General features: G+C 69.5%; 18 protein-coding genes. 8 read left to right on the forward strand and 10 right to left on the reverse strand.

The features are described 5' to 3' along the window. The first annotated feature begins 116 nt into the window (after nt 1–116). Nucleotides 117–1,469 (forward strand): cytochrome P450, encoded by a 1,353-nt coding sequence (locus tag ON34_RS14030; RefSeq protein ID WP_040779475.1) that lies wholly within the window; start codon nt 117–119, stop codon nt 1,467–1,469. 102 nt (nt 1,470–1,571) lie between these two features. Here the strand turns inward: ON34_RS14030 and ON34_RS14035 are convergent, their stop codons facing one another. The 5 genes from ON34_RS14035 to ON34_RS14055 all read right to left on the reverse strand — a co-directional run bounded on the left by ON34_RS14035 (nt 1,572) and on the right by ON34_RS14055 (nt 8,490). Then, entirely contained in the window at nt 1,572–2,096 is a 525-nt protein-coding gene (locus tag ON34_RS14035) for a DUF8020 domain-containing protein (protein WP_040779526.1), read from the reverse strand. Between the two features lie 174 nt (nt 2,097–2,270). Then, nucleotides 2,271–5,846 (reverse strand): cobaltochelatase subunit CobN, encoded by a 3,576-nt coding sequence (gene cobN / locus ON34_RS14040; protein WP_040779476.1) that lies wholly within the window; start codon nt 5,844–5,846, stop codon nt 2,271–2,273. 223 nt (nt 5,847–6,069) lie between these two features. After that, nucleotides 6,070–6,510, reverse strand: a complete 441-nt coding sequence (locus ON34_RS14045; protein ID WP_040779477.1) for a nuclear transport factor 2 family protein — start codon at nt 6,508–6,510, stop codon at nt 6,070–6,072. Nucleotides 6,511–6,537: 27 nt separating this feature from the next. Beyond that, nucleotides 6,538–7,320, reverse strand: coding sequence for an SAM-dependent methyltransferase (locus tag ON34_RS14050; RefSeq protein WP_040779478.1), 783 nt, complete (start codon nt 7,318–7,320; stop codon nt 6,538–6,540). 102 nt (nt 7,321–7,422) lie between these two features. Next, nucleotides 7,423–8,490: a hypothetical protein gene (locus ON34_RS14055; RefSeq protein WP_245548023.1), complete on the reverse strand. Its 1,068-nt coding sequence runs from the start codon at nt 8,488–8,490 to the stop codon at nt 7,423–7,425. 348 nt (nt 8,491–8,838) lie between these two features. On the opposite strand from ON34_RS14055, the gene ON34_RS14060 reads away from it, so the two are divergent. Both ON34_RS14060 and cobG read left to right on the forward strand, forming a co-directional pair. Then, nucleotides 8,839–9,858, forward strand: a complete 1,020-nt coding sequence (locus ON34_RS14060; RefSeq protein ID WP_040779527.1) for an alpha/beta hydrolase — start codon at nt 8,839–8,841, stop codon at nt 9,856–9,858. 90 nt (nt 9,859–9,948) lie between these two features. Further along, entirely contained in the window at nt 9,949–11,166 is a 1,218-nt protein-coding gene (gene cobG / locus ON34_RS14065; protein ID WP_040779481.1) for a precorrin-3B synthase, read from the forward strand. 3 nt (nt 11,167–11,169) lie between these two features. Here cobG and ddaH read toward each other — a convergent pair whose 3' ends face one another. Next, nucleotides 11,170–12,015 (reverse strand): dimethylargininase, encoded by an 846-nt coding sequence (ddaH, locus tag ON34_RS14070; RefSeq protein WP_245548024.1) that lies wholly within the window; start codon nt 12,013–12,015, stop codon nt 11,170–11,172. A 136-nt stretch (nt 12,016–12,151) separates the two neighbouring features. Between ddaH and ON34_RS14075 the strand changes: the two genes are divergently transcribed. From ON34_RS14075 to ON34_RS14095, 5 genes are all read left to right on the forward strand, one after another. After that, on the forward strand, nt 12,152–12,589 hold the full coding sequence (locus tag ON34_RS14075) for an Lrp/AsnC family transcriptional regulator (RefSeq protein ID WP_040779484.1): 438 nt from the start codon (nt 12,152–12,154) through the stop codon (nt 12,587–12,589). A 92-nt stretch (nt 12,590–12,681) separates the two neighbouring features. Continuing rightward, nucleotides 12,682–13,317 carry a precorrin-8X methylmutase gene (locus ON34_RS14080; RefSeq protein WP_040779486.1) on the forward strand — a complete coding sequence of 212 codons (636 nt, stop codon included), beginning with the start codon at nt 12,682–12,684 and terminating at the stop codon, nt 13,315–13,317. Further along, entirely contained in the window at nt 13,314–14,882 is a 1,569-nt protein-coding gene (gene cobJ / locus ON34_RS14085) for a precorrin-3B C(17)-methyltransferase (protein ID WP_040779488.1), read from the forward strand. The genes ON34_RS14080 and cobJ overlap by 4 nt, the downstream gene beginning before the upstream one ends. Before the next feature lie 33 nt (nt 14,883–14,915). Then, the gene (locus ON34_RS33550) at nt 14,916–15,374 is read left to right on the forward strand and encodes a hypothetical protein (RefSeq protein ID WP_051022548.1); all 459 of its coding nucleotides are present in this window, start codon (nt 14,916–14,918) and stop codon (nt 15,372–15,374) included. A 30-nt stretch (nt 15,375–15,404) separates the two neighbouring features. Next, nucleotides 15,405–15,959: a PadR family transcriptional regulator gene (locus ON34_RS14095; RefSeq protein ID WP_051022550.1), complete on the forward strand. Its 555-nt coding sequence runs from the start codon at nt 15,405–15,407 to the stop codon at nt 15,957–15,959. A 40-nt stretch (nt 15,960–15,999) separates the two neighbouring features. Here the strand turns inward: ON34_RS14095 and ON34_RS14100 are convergent, their stop codons facing one another. From ON34_RS14100 to ON34_RS14115, 4 genes are all read right to left on the reverse strand, one after another. Beyond that, nucleotides 16,000–16,755 (reverse strand): cobalt-precorrin-6A reductase, encoded by a 756-nt coding sequence (locus tag ON34_RS14100; RefSeq protein ID WP_040779530.1) that lies wholly within the window; start codon nt 16,753–16,755, stop codon nt 16,000–16,002. Next, complete coding sequence (locus ON34_RS38095; protein ID WP_040779490.1) at nt 16,752–17,369, reverse strand: DUF8020 domain-containing protein; 618 nt, start codon at nt 17,367–17,369, stop codon at nt 16,752–16,754. Before ON34_RS38095 ends, ON34_RS14100 begins: the two co-directional genes overlap by 4 nt. After that, on the reverse strand, nt 17,366–18,742 hold the full coding sequence (cbiE, locus tag ON34_RS14110) for a precorrin-6y C5,15-methyltransferase (decarboxylating) subunit CbiE (protein WP_083889415.1): 1,377 nt from the start codon (nt 18,740–18,742) through the stop codon (nt 17,366–17,368). The genes ON34_RS38095 and cbiE overlap by 4 nt, the downstream gene beginning before the upstream one ends. Beyond that, nucleotides 18,721–19,034, reverse strand: a 314-nt coding sequence (locus ON34_RS14115; protein ID WP_040779492.1) for an oxidoreductase, incomplete at its 5' end; no start/stop codon positions are given. The genes cbiE and ON34_RS14115, both read right to left, overlap by 22 nt.

Below are 19,034 nucleotides of genomic sequence, written 5' to 3' on the forward strand. Positions count from 1 at the left end.
CTTCGCGACGCCGTGCCGGTGCCGCATACACGCCCCCGCGGTTTCAGCCACGCATTCTCGGGTACCTGACCGGAGGTCGGCACCGTGTCGACTCGAGCATGCCGGGAGGAGGCCGGATGGCAGACAACCGCGAACACCGACTGGTGGGGGTGCCCGCGGTAGCGGCATTGGCGGATCTCGGATTCGCCTCGGTGGCATCCGGAGTGATTGCTCGACGACGACCCGTGCTGGGCTTGCTGGAACGCACCGGCGCCGATGCGCGGGCGATCGAGCGCGTGCGGCAGCTGCGTCGCGAATTCGGCTCCGGCCCTGCCGAACTGGTGGTACCGGGACGGCGGATCGTGGTGATTCTCGACCCGGCCGACGTCGGCCGGGTACTCGCCGACGCACCGACCCCCTTTCACCCCGCCAATCGGGAGAAGCGCGCGGCACTGCGGCAGTTCCAGCCGCACGGCGTTCTGCTGTCCGACGGTCCGATCCGGGCGCAGCGCCGAGCGTTGAACGAGGCCGCGCTCGACAGCGCCGAGCCGCTGCATCGCCTCGCCGGGCCCTTCGCGGCGGCGATCGCGGACGAGGCGCAGCAGATGATCGTGTCGGCGCTGCATCGCGGGCACATGGACGCGCGGCACTTCACCATTCAGTGGTGGCGCCTGGTCCGGCGGATCGTGCTCGGCGAACGGGGACGCGACGACACCGTGCTCACCGACGAACTGGCCCGACTGCGCTCGGCGGGCAACTGGTCGTTCCTGGCCCCGGCCCATCGCAGGCAGCGTGACCAGTTCACCAATCGCCTCTACCGGCATGTGGAGTCCGCCCCGCCCGACAGTCTCGCCGGCGCGCTGGCCGCGGTCCCCGCGGGCGGCGCGGTCGATCCGGTCGGGCAAATTCCGCACTGGTTGTTCGCCTTCGACGCCGCGGGTATCGCGCTCAGCCGCGCGCTGGCGGTGCTCAGCACCCATCCGGAGCACCATGCCCGCGCGCTCGCCGACGCCGTCGATCCCGAACGCGTCGACGTGCGCGCCTACTTGCGTGCCTGCGTGCTCGAGTCGGTGCGGTTGTGGCCGACGACCCCCATGTTGCTGCGGGACATCACCGCCGACACGCAGTGGCGGGACGGCGACGAACGTTTCACCATCGCGGCGGGCGCCGCGCTGATGATCGCGGTCCCGGCCTTCCACCGGGACTCCGAGCTGCTGCCCTTCGCCGACACCTTCGTCCCGGACATCTGGCTCGACGGCCGTGCCGAGCAGTACCCGCAGCTGGTGCCGTTCAGCGCTGGCCCGGCCGACTGCCCGGGCCGCAACCTGGTCCTGTTCGTCACGAGCACGCTGCTCGCGCACCTGCTGACCGCGGCGGACTTCCGGCTGCGCTCTACTCCGCGGCCGAGCCCGGACGCGCCGCTGCCGGTGACCTTGAACAACTTCGGGCTCGACTTCTCCGTCGAGCCGTGCATGACGCAGACCAGCTAGCTCCCGGCACCACCGCGGAAGCATCGATCCGCTGCGCCGACCGGAATTCGGATGGCCGCGCCCGGCAACCAGACGCCGAGCGCGGCCGATGCGTCAGCTCGGCTACCGGCTCGCGCCCGCGGCCGCGCCGATGAGACCGCCGACCACGCAGCCGGGGAAGACTCCGACGATGAAGAAGATGAGACCGACCGCCGCCCCGATGGCACAGCCGATCGCCAAGCCCCCCAGCGTGGTCTGCGGGTCACCGATGAACCGCGGCGCGCCAGGCGCCGGGATGGCGGCTCCGACCGGCGTCAGCGTCAAGGTCGTGGCGGCCGCGTCGATTTCCGGTGACACCTGGACGTGCTGACCCAGCGCGGTCGGCACGGTCGTCGGCACCGAGGCGACCACCTCGCCGTCCGGCGCCAGCACCGTAATCGCGTCCGGCGTCAGGGCGAACGTGCCGGAAGCGAGCGTGACCGTCGCAGTGGACCGGTCCGGCGCGACCGTCGCGGTGTAGGCGACACCGTGGTCGACGCCGCTGATCGCGGGGTCGGAGAACTCGCCCTGGCCGTACGCGGTCGCCGCCGTGACGCCGGTGGCGGCAATGGTCAGCAGCGTGGTCGCAACCACTTTTCTGAGCTTCATGAGCCATCCCATCCTCAGCAGATTCGATCTGTCGTTACCTGGGTACAGCCGTGAAATGCTATCAATTATAGACATTACGCATGACAATTTCCGAAACACGTTCGATGCCCGAAATGTCTTGCTGGGTAGGGTATTTCGCGGCGCACCCGACCGATCGGAAGATGGAAATGCCCGCTACTCCAGTTCTCCTTCTGTCTCCAGGTAAACCTGGCGCAACCGCTCCAGCGTGTCCTGTTCGGGATGTTCCCACAGTTTCCGTTCGGCCGCCTCCAGCAGCCGCTCGGCAATGCCGTGCAGGGCCCACGGGTTGGACTGCTCCATGAACTTGCGGTTCACGTCGTCGAAGACATAGCTCTCCGTAAGCTTCTCGTACATCCAGTCGGCCACGACATTGGTCGTGGCGTCGTAGCCGAACAAGTAGTCGACGGTCGCCGCCATCTCGAACGCGCCCTTGTACCCGTGCCTGCGCATGGCCTCCAACCACCGCGGATTCACCACGCGGGCCCGGAACACCCGCGCGGTCTCCTCCGACAGCGTCCTGGTGCGCACCGCGTCGGGCCGGGTGCTGTCGCCGATGTAAGCCTCCGGGTTCGTGCCGGTCAGCGCGCGGACGGTGGCGACCATGCCGCCGTGGAACTGGAAATAGTCGTCGGAGTCGGCGATATCGTGCTCGCGGGTGTCGGTGTTCTTCGCGGCCACCGCGATTCGACGGTACGCGCCGCGCATGTCCGCCGCGGCGGGCACGCCGTCCAGATCGCGGCCGTAGGCGTAGCCGCCCCAGGTGGTGTACACCTCGGCGAGGTCGTCGTCGGTGCGCCAGCTCTTCGAGTCGATCAGCTGCAGCAGACCGGCGCCGTAGGTGCCCGGCTTGGAGCCGAAGATGCGGGTGGTGGCGCGCCGCTGGTCGCCGTGCTCGGCCAGATCCGCTTCGGCATGCGCGCGCACGTAGTTCGCTTCGCCCGGTTCGTCCAGGCCCGCGACCAGGCGGACCGCGTCGTCCAGCAAGGCCAGTACGTGCGGGAAGGCGTCGCGGAAGAAGCCGCTGATGCGCACGGTCACATCGATGCGGGGGCGGCCGAGTTCCTCGGGCGAGATCACCTCGAGCGTGCTGACCCGCCGGCTCGCCTCATCCCAGACCGGCCGGACACCCAGCAGCGCAAGAACTTCGGCGATGTCGTCGCCCGAGGTGCGCATGGCGGAGGTGCCCCAGACCGAGAGGCCGACCGACCGCGGGTAGGCGCCGTGGTCGGCCCGGTACCGCTCCAGCAGCGATTCCGCCATGGCCTGACCGGTCTCCCAGGCCAGCCGCGACGGTACGGCCTTGGGGTCGACCGAGTAGAAGTTGCGTCCGGTCGGCAAGACGTTGATCAGGCCGCGCAACGGCGAGCCGCTCGGGCCCGCCGGGATGAATCCGCCGTCGAGCGCGTGCAGCACCCGGTCGAGCTCGACGCCGGTCTGCCGCAGGCGCGGCACCACCCCGGTGGCCGCGAACCGCAGCACCCGGCGGACGTCGGGATTATCGGTGATGCCGTCGACCGCGTCCGGCGACCAGTCCGCCGCCTGCAACGCCGCGACGAGCGCGCGGGCCCTGCCCTCCACGGCGTCGACGCGCTCGCGTGCCTCGCCGCCCGACTCGTCGAGACCGAGCGCTTCGCGCAGGCCGGGCACGGTGCGCTCACCGCCCCACAGCTGGCGCGCGCGAAGCATGGCCAGCACCAGGTCGAGTTCTCCCTCCCCCGCGGGCGCCTGGCCGAGAATGTGCAGGCCGTCGCGGATCTGGACGTCCTTGATCTCGCACAGCCAGCCGTCGACGTGCAGCAGCATGTCGTCGAAGGAGTCCTCGTCCGGGCGCTCGGTGAGGCCGAGATCGTGGTCCATCTTGGCGGCGCGCATCAGCGTCCAGATCTGCTGGCGGATGGCGGGCAGCTTGGCCGGGTCGAGCGCGGAGATGTTGGCGTGCTCATCGAGCAGCTGCTCCAGCCGCGAGATGTCGCCGTAGCTTTCCGCGCGGGCCATCGGGGGGATCAGGTGATCGACCAGGGTGGCGTGCGCGCGCCGCTTGGCCTGGGTGCCCTCGCCCGGGTCGTTCACCAGGAACGGATAGATCAGCGGGAGGTCGCCGAGCGCCGCGTCGGTGCCGCAGGAGGCCGACATGCCGAGCGTCTTGCCCGGCAGCCATTCCAGGTTTCCGTGCTTGCCCAGGTGCACCATCGCGTCGGCGCCGAACCCCTCGGCGGTGCAGAGCCACCGGTACGCGGCCAGGTAGTGATGGCTGGGTGGCAGGTCGGGATCGTGGTAGATCGCGACGGGGTTCTCGCCGAAACCGCGCGGCGGCTGCACCATGAGCACCACATTCCCGAAACGCAATGCGGCGATGACGATCTCGCCGTCCGGATCGGACGAGCGGTCGACGTAGAGTTCGCCCGGCGGCGGCCCCCACGCCTCCACGACGGCGCCACGCAGGTCGGCGGGCAGGGTGTCGAACCAGGCGGCGTAGGTCGCGGCGCTGATGCGGATCGGGTTCCCCTCCAGCTGCTCGGCGGTCAGCCAGTCCGGATCCTGGCCGCCCGCCGCGATCAGTGCGTGGATGAGGGCGTCGCCATCGCGCTCGTCCAGGCCGGGGACCTCGCCGGGTGCGCCGAGATCGTATCCGGCGGCACGCATTTCGGTGAGCAGGCGGATCGCGCTGGCCGGGGTGTCCAGACCGACGGCATTTCCGATGCGGGCATGCTTGGTCGGGTAGGCCGACAGCATGATCGCGACGCGTTTGCGCGCGGCGGGGATGTGGCGCAGCCGGGCGTAACGGGTCGCGATGCCCGCGACGCGGGCCGCGCGCTCGGCGTCGGGGACGTAGGTGGACAGCCCGTCGGCGTCGAATTCCTTGAACGAGAACGGGACCGTGATGATCCGTCCGTCGAACTCCGGCACCGCGACCTGGGTCGCGACGTCCAGCGGCGACAGGCCGTCGTCGTTGGCCTCCCACTGGGCGCGGCCGGTGGTCAGGCACAGGCCCTGCAGGATGGGTACGTCCAGGTCGGCGAGCGCGCCGACGTCCCACGCCTCGTCCTCGCCGCCCGCGGAAGCGGTGGCCGGTTTGGTGCCGCCCGCGGCCAGCACCGTCACCACCAGCGCGTCGGCCCGGCGCAGAGTCGCGAGCAGCTCGGGTTCGGCGGTGCGCAGCGACGCGCAGAACAGCGGCAGCGGACGCGCGCCCGCCTGCTCGATCGCGGTGCACAGGGCGTCGACGTAGGCGGTGTTGCCCGCGAGATGCTGGGCACGGTAGTAGATCACCGCGACGGTCGGGCCGTCGACCGGCGCCGCCGCGACCCGCTCCAGCTCGCCCCAGCTGGGCAGCTGGATCGGCGGCTCGAAGCCGTGCCCGGTGAGCAGCACGGTGTCGGACAGGAAATTGTGCAGCTGGCGCAGGTTCTCCGGGCCACCGGCGGCGAGGTAGTTGTGCGCGTCGGCCGCGACGCCGCCCGGCACGGTGGAGCATTCCATCAGCTCGGCATCCGGTGCGAGCTCGCCACCGAGCGCGACCAGCGGAACGCCGCTCGCTTGCAGCGCCTCCAGCCCGTCCTCCCACGCCCGCTTGCCGCCGAGGATGCGCACGACCACCAGATCGGCGCCGTCGAGCAGACCGGGTAGGTCGTCGACCAGCAGGCGGGCCGGATTGCCCCACCGGTAGTCGGCGCCGCTGGCGCGGGCACTCAGCAGATCGGTGTCGGACGTGGACAACAGCACAATCACGGTGGCAGCCTTCCTCGGGTGACGCGCCCATCGGGGGTTCGCTGCTCGCCGGAGAGGGTCTGGCTTTCTACAGTGGCGCGACCGCACCGGATTTCCACCGGTTTCCTCGTCGTCCGCCGAGCATGCCGATGCTACCTGCTCACCGGGGCCGTGCCCGTCGGCGTGTCCGGCCAGGTCGCACCACCCGGTGGGGCGACCGCCGCTCGATGGCCGGGAAGTGCGCCTAGGTCAGGTCGGCGTTTCCGTCGATCACCTTCAGGTGGTAGTGGAACCGGTTGATCCGCCATCCTTCCGCCGTGCGCTCGGCGCCGATCGAGTAGCTGCCGACGAACGTGCGCGTCTTGCCGTTGACCGCGGTGTTCTTCACGTGCACGGCGATCGCGTCGGCGTGCACGGTGGCCGTGTCCCCGTGCAGGTCGATCAGATGGTTGCCGGACTGGTGGTGGACGCCGTCCAGGTCGGCGAGTCCGGTGCGCCAATCCTCGATGATGTCGGCCGCGGCCCGCTCGCCGACCGGCCCGCCGAATCCTCCGTCGAAATCGACCTTCGGCGTGAACACCTCCGCCGACAGGGCTTCCCACCGTCCCTGATCGGTGTAGACGAACATCTTGGTGACCACATCGACGATGGCGAGCCGGTCGGCGAGAGAGGAGATTTCGGACATACGGCGACCTTAGCCGTCGGACGCACGTCACGCTGTGCGGGCCACCCCGCCCAGCAGTACCAGTCGGGTGGCGGGCAGGTCGTCGCCGAGCCACTGCTGCAAGGGAACCACGCCGGGATCGAGCAGGTCGAAGCCGCCGAAGAACGAGGCGACCCGCTCCGCGGACCGATACTTCACCTGGGCCGAGGACTTGGCGGTGTCCGCCGAGGACTGACTGATGAAATCGGGATCGCTGCTGTCGGAGCCGTGCGTGAACGCGAGATAGCTTCCGGGGGCCATCGCGTCGCGGAGCCGGGCGACGATCTCGGCGGGGTGCTCGTCGTCCATCACGAAGTGCAGAACGCCGACCAGCGTGATCGCGACCGGCTCGTCGAAGTCGATCAGCTTTCCGGATGCCAGCCGGTCGAGGATGTCGTCCGGACGGCGGACATCACCCAGCAGCGCCGCCACACCGTCCGAAGCGGCCAGCAGAGCGTTGCAGTGCGCGTACACGACCGGGTCGAAGTCGACGTACACCACCCGCGCCGACGGCTCGGTCTTGCGCGCGATCTCGTGGACATTGGGCGAGGTCGGAATACCCGCGCCGAGATCGATGAACTGCCGAACGCCCGCCTCGGCCGCCAATTGGACCGCGTGCACCAGGAATTGGCGACTGAACCAGGCCAAGGTCTTGGTGTCGGGCGCGATCGAGAGCATGCGACGGGCGACCGCCCGGTCCACCTCGTAGTTGTCCTTGCCGCCGAGCAGATAGTCGTACACCCGAGCGGAGTTCGGCGTGGTCGGATCGACGCCACGCGGTGCTCGCTCCATGCTCGACACCGTACCTCCCCGATATCCTCGACAAAATCGTAACAAGTGTCACCCGCAGGTGACGCGCTCTGTTCGGGGAAGTCGATACCAGCAAGAGCGGGCTCAGTCCTTCGGTGCTCGCGCCAGCGCGTCGGCTCGCGCCGTGAGCACATCGGCGACGGGGCGGGGACGGCGGCCGAGTCCGCATGCGCTGGCGACCCCGTCGACGGGACGCCCGAGCGCCTCCTCGATAGCCGCCAAGGTCTCCAATTGTTCTGCCTCGCTGGGTATGTCGTGCACCAACCCGGCATAGAAATCAGTGCCTTCGCGCAGGGACAGCTCGGCGAGGGGCGCATAGAAGTCGGCCTTCGCCGAGGGCGGTCTGTCTCCCGCCGCGAAGGGTCCGTGCACGTATTCCAGGACGCGCCCCTGCGGCCAATGCCGGACGACGGAATTGGCCAGATCCACGAACGGCCGCGCGTCACGCAGCCTCCCGCGAGCTTTGTTGCGCAGACTGCCCAGGCACAGGTGTACCCCGAATCGAGTCCCCGCAGGGGCTGCCGCGGCCAGCGCGGCGATACCACGGCCCAGTCCCAGCATCCGGTCCACCAGACGGTGGAACGGCTGCGCCTTGGCCAGCAGCACCAATTCCGCTGTGGCCTCGAGTTGCAGGACGACGTCGTCACCGGCCAACTCGCGAATAGCGGTGATGTCGCGCACGGTGGCGTCGATGAACGCTTGCCGGTAGCGCCGTATCCCGGACGCCCCCATGGCGATGAACGTCAGCGTGAAATCGGTCGGCATGCCGATCTGCAAGGCGAGATCGGGCAACCGGCGCTCCTCGCGGAACTTTCGGAAGATCGGCCACGCCTCCTGGGCCTCTCGGAAGTACCCGAGATCCATGACGTCACCGCTCAATTCGGTTTCCCGCGCGACGCGATGGATCGTGCGGTCCCTGCTCGACTGCCACGCGCCGGGCTTCTTCACCTCCAAGACGCCTTGGGACACCAAATCCTCGATGATCGGCTGGATGTAGAACTCGTACCGCCGAGTCTCACCCGTCGGCAGGGAACGCAACCGCGGACCCGCGCCATCGAGCATCGCCCGCATCGCGATCTCCGTGCTCTCGGCGGGAAAACTTCCGACGAAGTGCACCGCCCGCGTGCCCGTCCCATGCACTATCGAACCCACGTTCCCGCGCTCCTCAGTTCACCGGGTCGTCCCGGGCATCCAGCCGACGCGGTGACGCAGGCGGCCGGGTGGCACTCATACGGCCCTACTCCGTGATAGCCACGGATCATTATGTGCGGTAGCGGCGTTCGCCGGGTACCTCGACACACGACTGGCAGCTCATTCGACGGCCGCGATGAATCCAGCCGGACCGCGCTCTGCGGGCGGCGGCTGACGTGCCGGTTGCGGCGTCGTCACGCGGCGAGTTGAAAGCCATTGGCGCAGTGAGTGTTAGGCGCAAGCGCGACAGATGCCCAACCGGAGCGTTCGGTATTGCGCGTGACATACTTCGCGCATAGCCTGCGTCGCGTGCGAACCTCGGTACGGTCGATCCTCGCGTCCGCTGCGGCAATAGTCCTCTGCCTCACGCCAGGCGTTGCCCACGCGCAGGAGACGCCGCCGGATCGCTGCGAATCGGTGTCCATCCCGGTGCCGCTCGGGACGATGGCGGGCACCTTATGCGTTCCCGCGGCGCAGCCGACCGACACCGTCATGGTGCTGATCGCGGGTTCGAACTACAACCACACATACTGGGATTTCCCTTACGCCCCGGAGACTTACAACTTCCGGCGCGCGATGAACGCCGCGGGTTACGCGACACTCGTCGTCGATCGTCTCGGTAACGGCGCGAGCACCAGGCCGCCGAGCACACAGGTGACGGCGTCGGTCTCCGCGCGCGCCTTGCACGACATCGTCCAGTCGCTGCGCCGGGGACTGGCGGGCGCGCCCCCCTTCGCCAAGGTCGTCACCGGGGGCCATTCGCTCAGTTCCGGTATCGACGTCCTGGAGGCGAGTACCTACCAGGATGTCGACGGCGTCTTGCTCACCGGGTTCTCCCACGCCCTCAACGTCTCCGAAGTCCTCGGCGTGATCGCGACCTACCATCAAGCCGCCGAGGATCCCCGGTTCGCCGGGCGCGGATACGATCCCGGCTACCTCGCCACGCGGCCCGGAACCCGCGCAGGCAACTTCTTCGCGCCCGAGACCGCGGATCCCGAGGTTCTCGCCGTGGACGAAGCGACCAAGGAAGTCTTCTCCCCGGCCGAATATCCCGACGGGCTGACCTCCACCCTCCCGCCGATGACGAACTTCATCAGCGCCCCGGTCCTGATCGTCAACGGCAGCCTGGACCGGTTGTCCTGCGGGCCTGGCTACGCGGTCTGCGCGAACGCCGAGACGCTGCATGCCACCGAAGCGCCGTTCTTCGGTCCGGACGCCCGATTGCGGACCTTCGTGCTGCCCGGTAGCGGCCACTCGGTCAATCTCGCACGCAACACCGCGGAGTACCGGTCCGCCGTGATCGACTGGCTGGATTCCATCGTCGCGTGACCGGTCTCCCCGGCCCGCCGGGTACCCCGGCGCTGCTCATGCGAACGCGCGATGGGTGCCGTGTGGGCGGGTCCGTAGGCTGGACTCGCTATGACACGAGGTGTTCCCGATTCCTGTCCAGGCGTGCTGCGGCTGCACGAGGCGGCCGATGGGCCGTTGGCGCGCATCCGGGTGCCCGGAGGGCGGCTGGACCCCGCTCAGCTGCAGGCACTGGCGGAATCCGCCCGTGACCTGGCGGACGGAGACATCGAACTCACCTCTCGCGGCAACGTCCAATTGCGGCAGGTACGCGACGCGCAGGCGTTGACAGACCGGCTCGCCGCCGTGGGGCTTCTGCCGAGCCACACGCACGAGCGGGTGCGCAATATCATCGCCTCGCCGCTGTCCGGACGGGTCGGCGGCCTGGCGGACGTGCGCGCACTGGTTCCCGCCCTGGACGCCGGTCTGCTCGCCGCGCCACGGCTGGCCGACCTGCCCGGCCGGGTGCTGTTCACCCTCGATGACGGTCGCGGCGACGTCAGCGGGCTCGGCGCCGACATCGGTGTGCACGCGATCGGCGCGCAGGAGTTCGCGTTGCTGCTGGCGGGCCGCGACAGCGGCGTCCGTCTCGACGCCGCCGACGCGGTCGATGTCATGCTCGCCGCGGCGCACGGATTCCTGGAGCTGCGCGGCGCGGACGCGGGCCGGTGGCGGTTGCACGAGATCGAACAGGGCGCTGATCGGGTGGTCGATCTCCTCGGGCTCTCGCCCGTCGCCGATCGGCTCGAACTACCTGTGGCGCAGCATCTTCCGATCGGCTGGCTGGAGCAGGACGACGCGTTGGTCAGCCTGGGCGCCGGTGTGCGCCTCGGCTGCCTGCCCGCCCGCACCGCCGAATTCCTTGCCGCGGTGGAGCGGACGATCGTCGTCACGCCGTGGCGCGGCCTGGTGGTCACCGACCTGGAGGCGTGGGCCGCCGAACAGGTCGTGCGCGTGCTGGCCCCGATGGGTTTGATCTTCGATGCCGACTCGCCGTGGCTTCTGGTCAGCGCCTGCGCCGGGCAGCCCGGGTGCGCGAAGTCGCATACCGACGTCCGGGCCGATGTGTCCGACGCGGTCAACACGGGTCGTGTACTGCCCGCGGCAAATCCCCTCGGGCATGGGTCAGAGCCTGCGCGCCAGCAGGTTTCAGAGCGGCCGACGATCGCCGCCACGGACGTTTCCGTGGCCGGGCGTCAGCATTGGTCCGGCTGCGACCGCCGCTGCGGCCGCCCCCGCGGCGAGGTCACCGATATCGTCGCGACCGACAAGGGTTACCGCATCGACTGATCGTCACCTTCCGTGGATCTCCAGCGTGCAGCACTTGACGGCTCCGCCCGCCTTGAGCAGTTCGGACATCTCGATCCCGACCGGGTGATAGCCGCGGTCGCGCAGGGCTTCGCTCAGATCGGTGGCGCGGCTGCTGAGAAAGACGTTGACGCCGTCGCAGACGCCGTTCAATCCGAGCACCGCCGCGTCCGCGTCGGTGGCCACGAGAGCGTCGGGGTAGAGCTCGGCGAGAACCGCGCGGGCCGCCGGGCTGAAGGCGGGCGGGTAGTAGGCGACGGTGCGGGCGTCCAGCGGAAGCAGCACCGTATCCAGGTGATAGAAGCGCGGATCGACCAATTCCAGGGACACCACGGGCAGACCGAAGTGGCGCGATACCTCCTCGTGCGCAGCACGCGAGCTGCGGAAACCCATACCCGCCAAGAGCCGTTCACCCACCAGGAGGAAATCGCCTTCCCCTTCGTTCAATTCCTCGGCGGCCACCAGGTTCGGCAGCCCGGCCCGGGCGAACCAGTGGTGGTAGGCGGGGCCTTCGGCAGCGCGTTCCGGATGGGTGAAGCGGGCCGACATCGCCCGGTCGCCGACGATCAGACCGCCGTTGGCGGCGAACACCATGTCGGGCAGGCCCGGGATGCCGGGCACCACCTCGACCGTGTGCCCATATTCCTCGTAGGTGGCGCGCAGCGTCTCCCACTGTTCGATGGCGAGCGCGCGGTCGACGGGTTCGGCGGGATTCATCCAGGGGTTGATCGAATAGGTGACGTCGAAGTAGTCGGGTCGGCACATGACGAACCGGCGTGGCGACCAACGGCGTGCGGCGGTCTCGACTTGGAGGGTGGCTACAGACGTCAACGGGACTCCCGGAGGTCAGCGGGGACTTTCGGCTGAGACGAAGGTAAGTCGACTAGCATTGCGCCAGAAACAACGATTTGTTGCTTATCTCGACCGGAAATCGACAGATCATTGCGTGAAGCGCGAGGAGTGTGACGTGGACGACCTCGATCGGCGGATTCTGGAACATCTGCTGAAGCACGCGCGCGCCTCGTTCCAGGAGATCGGCAGCGCGGTCGGGCTGTCCGCCCCCGCGGTGAAACGGCGGGTCGACCGATTGGTCGCGAACAAGCAGATCACCGGATTCACCGCCCTGGTCAACCCGGCCGCGCTGGGCTGGAAGACGGAGGCATACGTCGAGGTCTACTACCGCGACAACATCTCCCCCGCCGAATTGAAACGCAGCTTGGAACCGATTCCACAGGTGGTCGGCGTGTGGACCATCGCGGGCGAGGCCGACGCGCTGGTGCATGTCATGGCCACCGACATGGCCGAGATCGAGGTGACCGTGGAGCGGATCCGGGAGAACGCGCGCGTCGGACGCACCCGGAGTTCGATCGTCATGTCCCGGATCCTCGAGCGTCCCCGAACCTGAGCGGGCACCGCCCTCCTGGCGTGACATCGTGCCGCTGTGCGCCCCACAACCCGGACCGCGCGGTCCGGACCCGCCCCCATAGGGTGGACCGCATGTCCGACGTACGTGCCAGCTACCTGACCGACGGGGCCGAGATCTACCGTCGCTCGTTCGCGACGATCCGCGCCGAGGCCGATCTGAGCGGATTCCCGCCGGACGTGGCACACGTGGTGGTGCGGATGATCCACGGCTGTGGACAGGTCGATCTCGCCGAGGACATCGCCTTCTCGCCCGGCGTCGTTGCGGCGGCGCGGGCGGCGCTGCGTGCGGGCGCGCCGATTCTGTGCGACGCGACCATGGTCGCCTCCGGCGTGACCAGGAAACGACTGCCCGCCGACAACGAGGTGGTGTGCACCCTCGCCGATCCGCGCGTACCGGAATTGGCCTCGGCTCTGGGTACTACCCGTTCCGCCGCCGCGCTGGAACTGTGGCGCGACCGCCTCGAGGGCGCTGTCGTCGCGATCGGCAACGCGCCTACGGCGCTGTTTCATCTGCTCGATCTGCTGGATGAGGGCGCACCCCGGCCCGCCGCCGTCCTCGGCATTCCCGTCGGATTCATCGGCGCCGCCGAATCCAAGGACGCGCTGATCGCGACCGGAGGCATCGAGTACCTCACGGTTCGCGGCAGGCGTGGCGGCAGCGCGATCGCCGCGTCCGCGCTGAATGCGATCGCGAGCGAACAGGAATGAGCGCGCCGGGCAAACTGTGGGGTGTCGGCCTCGGCCCCGGCGATCCCGAGCTGGTGACGGTCAAGGCGGCCAAGGTGATCGGGACGGCCGACGTCATCGCTTTCCACAGTGCGCGCCACGGTCGCAGCATCTCCCGCCGCATCGCCGCGCCGTACATGCGCCAGGGCCAGCTCGAGGAGCACCTCGTCTACCCGGTGACCACCGAGACCACCGACCATCCCGGCGGCTACCAGGGCGCCATCGACGAGTTCTACGAACAGGCCGCCGAGCGGCTGGCCACACACCTGGCCGCGGGCCGCTCGGTCGCGTTGCTCGCCGCGGGCGACCCGCTGTTCTACAGCTCCTACATGCACATGCACCGCCGCCTGGCCGATCGATTCGAGACCGAGATCATCCCCGGCATCACCTCGGTGAGCGCGGCGTCGGCCGCGTTGGGCACGCCGCTGGTCGAGGGCGAGCAGGTGCTCACGGTGCTGCCCGGCACCATGCCGGTGGACGAACTCACCCGGCGACTGCGCGCGACCGACGCAGCCGCGATCATGAAACTCGGCCGCACCTATCCCGGTGTGCGCCAGGCTCTTTCGGATTCGGGACGGCTCTCCGGCGCGTACTACGTCGAGCGCGCGAGCACCAGCGAGCAGCGCGTCCTGCACGCCGACGCGGTGGACCACGCGGAAGTCCCCTACTTCTCCATCACCCTCGTTCCCGGCCCGGAGCCGACCACGCCGCTGCCCCCCGCCGAGACGAATCCGGCTGCGGTTCAGCGGATAGCCGACGCGGGAACGACCGGGCGGGTCGGCGAGGTCGTCGTCGTGGGACTGGGGCCCGGCGCGCCGGAATGGACCACCGACGAGGTGCGCGCGGCGCTGGCGGACGCCACCGATCTGGTCGGCTACACCACCTACCTGAACCGGGTGCCGCACCGACCTGGCCAGCGCCGCCATGCCAGCGACAACCGGGTGGAGTCCGAGCGCGCGGCCATGGCTTTGGATCTGGCCAAGCGGGGCGCACGCGTGGCGGTGGTCTCCTCGGGTGATCCGGGGGTCTTCGCGATGGCGGCGGCCGTGCTGGAGGAAGCGGCGGACCCGCAGTGGCATGAGGTGCCGGTCCGCGTGCTTCCCGGACTCACCGCGGCCAACGCGGTGGCGAGCCGGGTCGGCGCGCCGCTCGGGCACGACTACGCGATGATCTCGCTCTCCGATCGGCTCAAGCCATGGGAGGTCGTGGCACAACGCCTTTCGGCCGTCGCGGCGGCCGACATGGCCATCGCCGTCTACAACCCGGCGTCCTCGCAGCGCACCTGGCAGGTGGGCGCGATGCGGGACCTGCTGCTGGAGCACCGCAAGCCCGATACGCCCGTCGTCGTCGGACGTGACGTCGGCGGGCCGACCGAATCGGTCCGGGTGGTGGCGCTCGGCGATCTCGACCCCGCCGAGGTGGACATGCGCACGCTGCTGATCATCGGCGCGTCGACCACGACCGCGTTCGCGAGCGGCCACGGGACCCGCGTCTACACCTCCCGGCGCTATGAGACGGTACGCGACGCGGCGGGCGACAGCGCGTAGGATCGCCTGACGCACCGGAGATTGGGAGGGAACTTGGCCGCGACACTGGCGGAGTTGACGCTGCGCACCCGAGCCTTGGAGGCGCGGGCGACCGCGACCGAGCAAGCGCTCGACGAGCAGGGCGTGGTCTTGGGCGAGGTCGCGGGACTCACCAGGAAAGCTCTCGACGGCATCGATCGGCTCGATCAGCGAGTCGAGAAGCTCGGGAACGCTGTCACGGAGCTTCGTGAGGACGTCGGCGAGCTCCGCGAAAACGTCGGCGGACTGCACGAGAGCGTCGGCGAACTCCGCGAGAATGTCGGCGGACTACACCAGAGTGTCGACGAGCTCAACCGGCGAGTCACGGTCCTCGAAAAGGGGCAGATCCGGTTGGAACAAGGGCAGGCCCGGTTGGAACAGGCGCAGACGCGACTGGAACAGGGACAGGCGCGATTGGAGGAGGGCATGACCGAGGTGCTCGCCCGGCTCGAGCGGTTGGCCGGAAGCGCCTAGCCGCCCGTTCCGGTAATATTCCACTATGGAATGTTGCGGAGAAGGGAGCAGTCGTTGACCAACGCTACGACCACGCGCAAGTCGCTGAACTCCACGGCGGCGTCATTGCTCGGATTTCTGCACGAAGGTCCCATGTCGGGGTGGGATCTGGTTTCCACGGCACAAGACCGCATCGGCGACTTCTGGACGATCACGCAGAGCCAGGTGTATCGGGAGCTCGCCGCGATGGACGCCGCGGGATTGGTCGAGAAAGGCGAGACCGGCGCGCGCGAACGGACGCCCTATCACATCACCGACGCGGGGCGGGAGGCGTTCCTGGAATGGGTGGCCCGCGATCCCGGCGGCGAGACCATCCGAGTCCCGCTGCTGCTCACGCTGTCCTTCGGCGAGCACCTGGACCGCGATCGGCTCGACGGCATCGTCGCGGCCAATCGGGAGATCCATCAGGCGCGGCTGGCGCGGTATCTCGCCGAGGATCCGGAGACGATGTCGGCCTTCGCCCGCGCCACATTGGATTTCGGGATCCGCTACGAGCGGGCGGTGCTGGACTGGTTCGACCACCTGCCCGAGCTTCTCGGCCGTTGATCGTCACGACGGCGTGCTTCCGCAACCAGCACGCCAGGGATCAACCGCGCCCGCGATCGATGCGCTTCTCGTGTAGCCAATCCATCACCTGCGCAATGGTTTCCACGAATTCCACGCCCTCGGGTAGTGGCGGCCGGTCGATTACGACGACCGGAATTCCGGCTTCCCGCGCGGCGGTCAGCTTGGCTTCGGTCTGATCGCCGCCGCTGTCCTTGGTGACCAGCACGTCGATCCGGTACTCGGCGAGCAGCCGCGATTCGTCCTCGAGCGCGAAAGGTCCTCGGACGAGGATGATTTCGTGTCGAGGCGGCAAGGGGCCCGCTGGCGGGTCGATGGCCCGGATCAGGAACCACTGCCGCTGCTGCCCCGCGAACACGTCCACGCCTTGACGGCCGATGGTCAGGAACACGCGCTCGCCGAGCGTCGCGGTCGCCTTCGCCGCGGCGGCGAGATCGGGCACCCGCACCCACCGATCCCCCGGCCGCTGCGGCCAGTTCGGCCGTCGCAGGCGCACCAGCGGCACGCCCGAATCACGCGCGGCAGCGGCGGCGTTGGCACTGATCGCCGCCGCGAACGGATGGGTGGCGTCCACTACAGCGGCCACGTCGTTGTCCGCGATCCAGGCCCGCAGTCCCTCGGCGCCACCGAAGCCACCGACCCGGACCGCGCCCTCGGGTAACAAGGGCGCACGCACACGACCGGCGAGCGAGGACACGATCTCGAATCCTCGCTCGCCGGAAGCGATGTGGGCCAGGTCCCGGGCTTCCCGGGTGCCGCCCAGAATCAGAATTCTCAGGGCTGGCCGCTGAAGTAGGCGATACCCGCGTTCAGCAGCGACGGCCCGCCCGCGACGGCCAGACCGATCAGCGCGCCGAGCACGGCGCCGGGCAGGATGCCGACGCCGAAGAAGACGATGCCGATCGCGGCGCCGATCAGGCCGCCGACCAGGGCGCCGAGCGAGGCGCGCTGCAATTCGGCGAAGAACCACTCCTGTGCGCCGATGAATTCGGCGGCGACCGGCGCGTTCGCGGTCGGAGCGACCTGCGGGGTCAGCGTGAGCTGCCTGCCCTCCTCGGCGACGTTCGCAGCGATCTGGACCTCCTGGCCCTTGGCCGTCGCGGTGAGCGGAATCGTGGTGACGGTCTCGCCCGCGGAATTCTTCAGGGTGACCGACTGCTGGTCGGCGTCGACGCTGAACGCGCCGCCGGTCACGCTGGTGACCACCGACTTACCCGCCTCGGCCAGCCGCAGCGTGTAGCCGACGCCCTGGTCGGCGCCGGTGACCGTGGGCTCGGCGGCCGGCTGGTCCTGTACCGCGGGCGGCACGGGCGCGGCATAGGCGGTACCGGCGGTGACTCCGGTGGCGGCGACAGCCAACAATGCGGTAGCGGCGAACTTCTTGTATTTCATCTATCTCCCCAACAGGAACCGGATTTCCGATCATGATCGGAACTCGGCCCCGACCCTACCCCGTGACCGATAACGTGTTCACCCATCGGTGGGAGTTCCGACTCGATATCGCGCTTTTTCGTCACCGACCACTGCGCCACCGGCAGCTGGGGCCGCCACGCGGTGAACGATCCCAGCGGTTCGCCGCGGTAGATCTGGAACTTCCGCAACGCGCCGCCCTGGGCGGTCGCCCAGCTGAGCAGCAGTGATTCCGATTCGGCGGTCACCGCGTTCGCGACGAGCCTGCCGCCCTGGCGCAGCTGCGCCCAACATGTCTCTAGCAGGCCATCCTGGGTGAGGCCGCCGCCGACGAAAATCGCGTCGGGCGAGGCGATTTCGGCGTCGGCGGCGAGCTCGGCGCGCAGCTCGCCGCGAATCAGGATGTGCGGGACCCCCAGTGCGGCGGCGTTGTCGGCGATGTGCAGCCTCCGGCGCTCCAGCCGCTCGAACGTGACGGCGCGGTTGGCCGGATGCGCGCGGCACCATTCGATCGCGATGCTGCCGGACCCGCCGCCGACGTCCCACAGCAGCTCACCCGGGGCGGGTGCCAGCGCCGCGAGTGTCAGCGCACGGACCTCGTGCTTGGTGAGTTGTCCGTCGCCGACGAACAACTCGTCCGGCAGGCCGGGCAGCCGCGTGGCCCGGGGCTGGTCAGGGTCGGCCACGCAGCTGATGGCGACGATGTTCAGCGGATCGCCGGGTGGGCGGTCCCACTGCTTCGCGACGCCGGTGTCCAGACGTTCGGCCGGGCCGCCCAGTTGCTCGAGGACGGTCAGCTGGGAGGCGCCGAAACCGTGGCGCCCCAGCAAACGCGCAAGCACCCGCGGCGTGTGCTCGTCGGCGCTGAGCACCAGCAGCCGCCTGCGGTCGGCCAGTTCGGGCAGCAGGGTCACCAGCGGCCGCCCCACCACGCTCACCACCGGCGTTTCGGCCAGCGGCCACCCCAGGCGGGCGCAGGCCAACGACGCCGACGACGGCTGCGGCAAGACGCGCAGCGCCCGCGCTCCGAGCAGCCTGGCCAGGGTCACGCCGATGCCGTGGAACATCGGATCGCCGCTGGCCAGGACGCACAGCCGAGCCCCGCTGTGCCGTTCGAGCAGCTCGGGTAGCGCGGGCAGCAAGGGCGAAGGCCAGCTCACCCGCGTCGCCGACGGCGGCGCGGGTACGAGCCCGAGCTGGCGCGTGGAACCGACCAGGATCTCCGCGTCGCCGACGGCGGCGCGGGCGGCGCGACCGAGACCGTCCCAGCCATCGGCGCCGATCCCGACCACCGCGATCGGCGGCCCGCTCCACGACAGGGACGCTGCGGCGCTCACCGGGGCATCCGGCGCCAGATCGGTTGGGGCAGCAGGCGCATCACGAAGAACACCGGCTGCAGGATCCGCGGCACCCAGACTCGGCTCGCGCCTCGCCGCAGGCCCTTGACCACGGCGTCGGCGACCTGGCCGGGGGTGCTGGAGAACGGGGCCGCGGACATGCCCTCGGTCATCCGCCCGATGACGAAGCCGGGACGGACCAGCAGCAGGTGAACACCGCTGCCGTGCAACGCGTCCGCCAGGCCGCTGGCGAATCCGTCGAGTCCGGCCTTGGCCGATCCGTAGACGTAGTTGGCGCGCCGGACCCGGA

The organism is Nocardia pneumoniae NBRC 100136 (assembly GCF_000308755.1).
Taxonomy (GTDB): domain Bacteria; phylum Actinomycetota; class Actinomycetes; order Mycobacteriales; family Mycobacteriaceae; genus Nocardia; species Nocardia pneumoniae.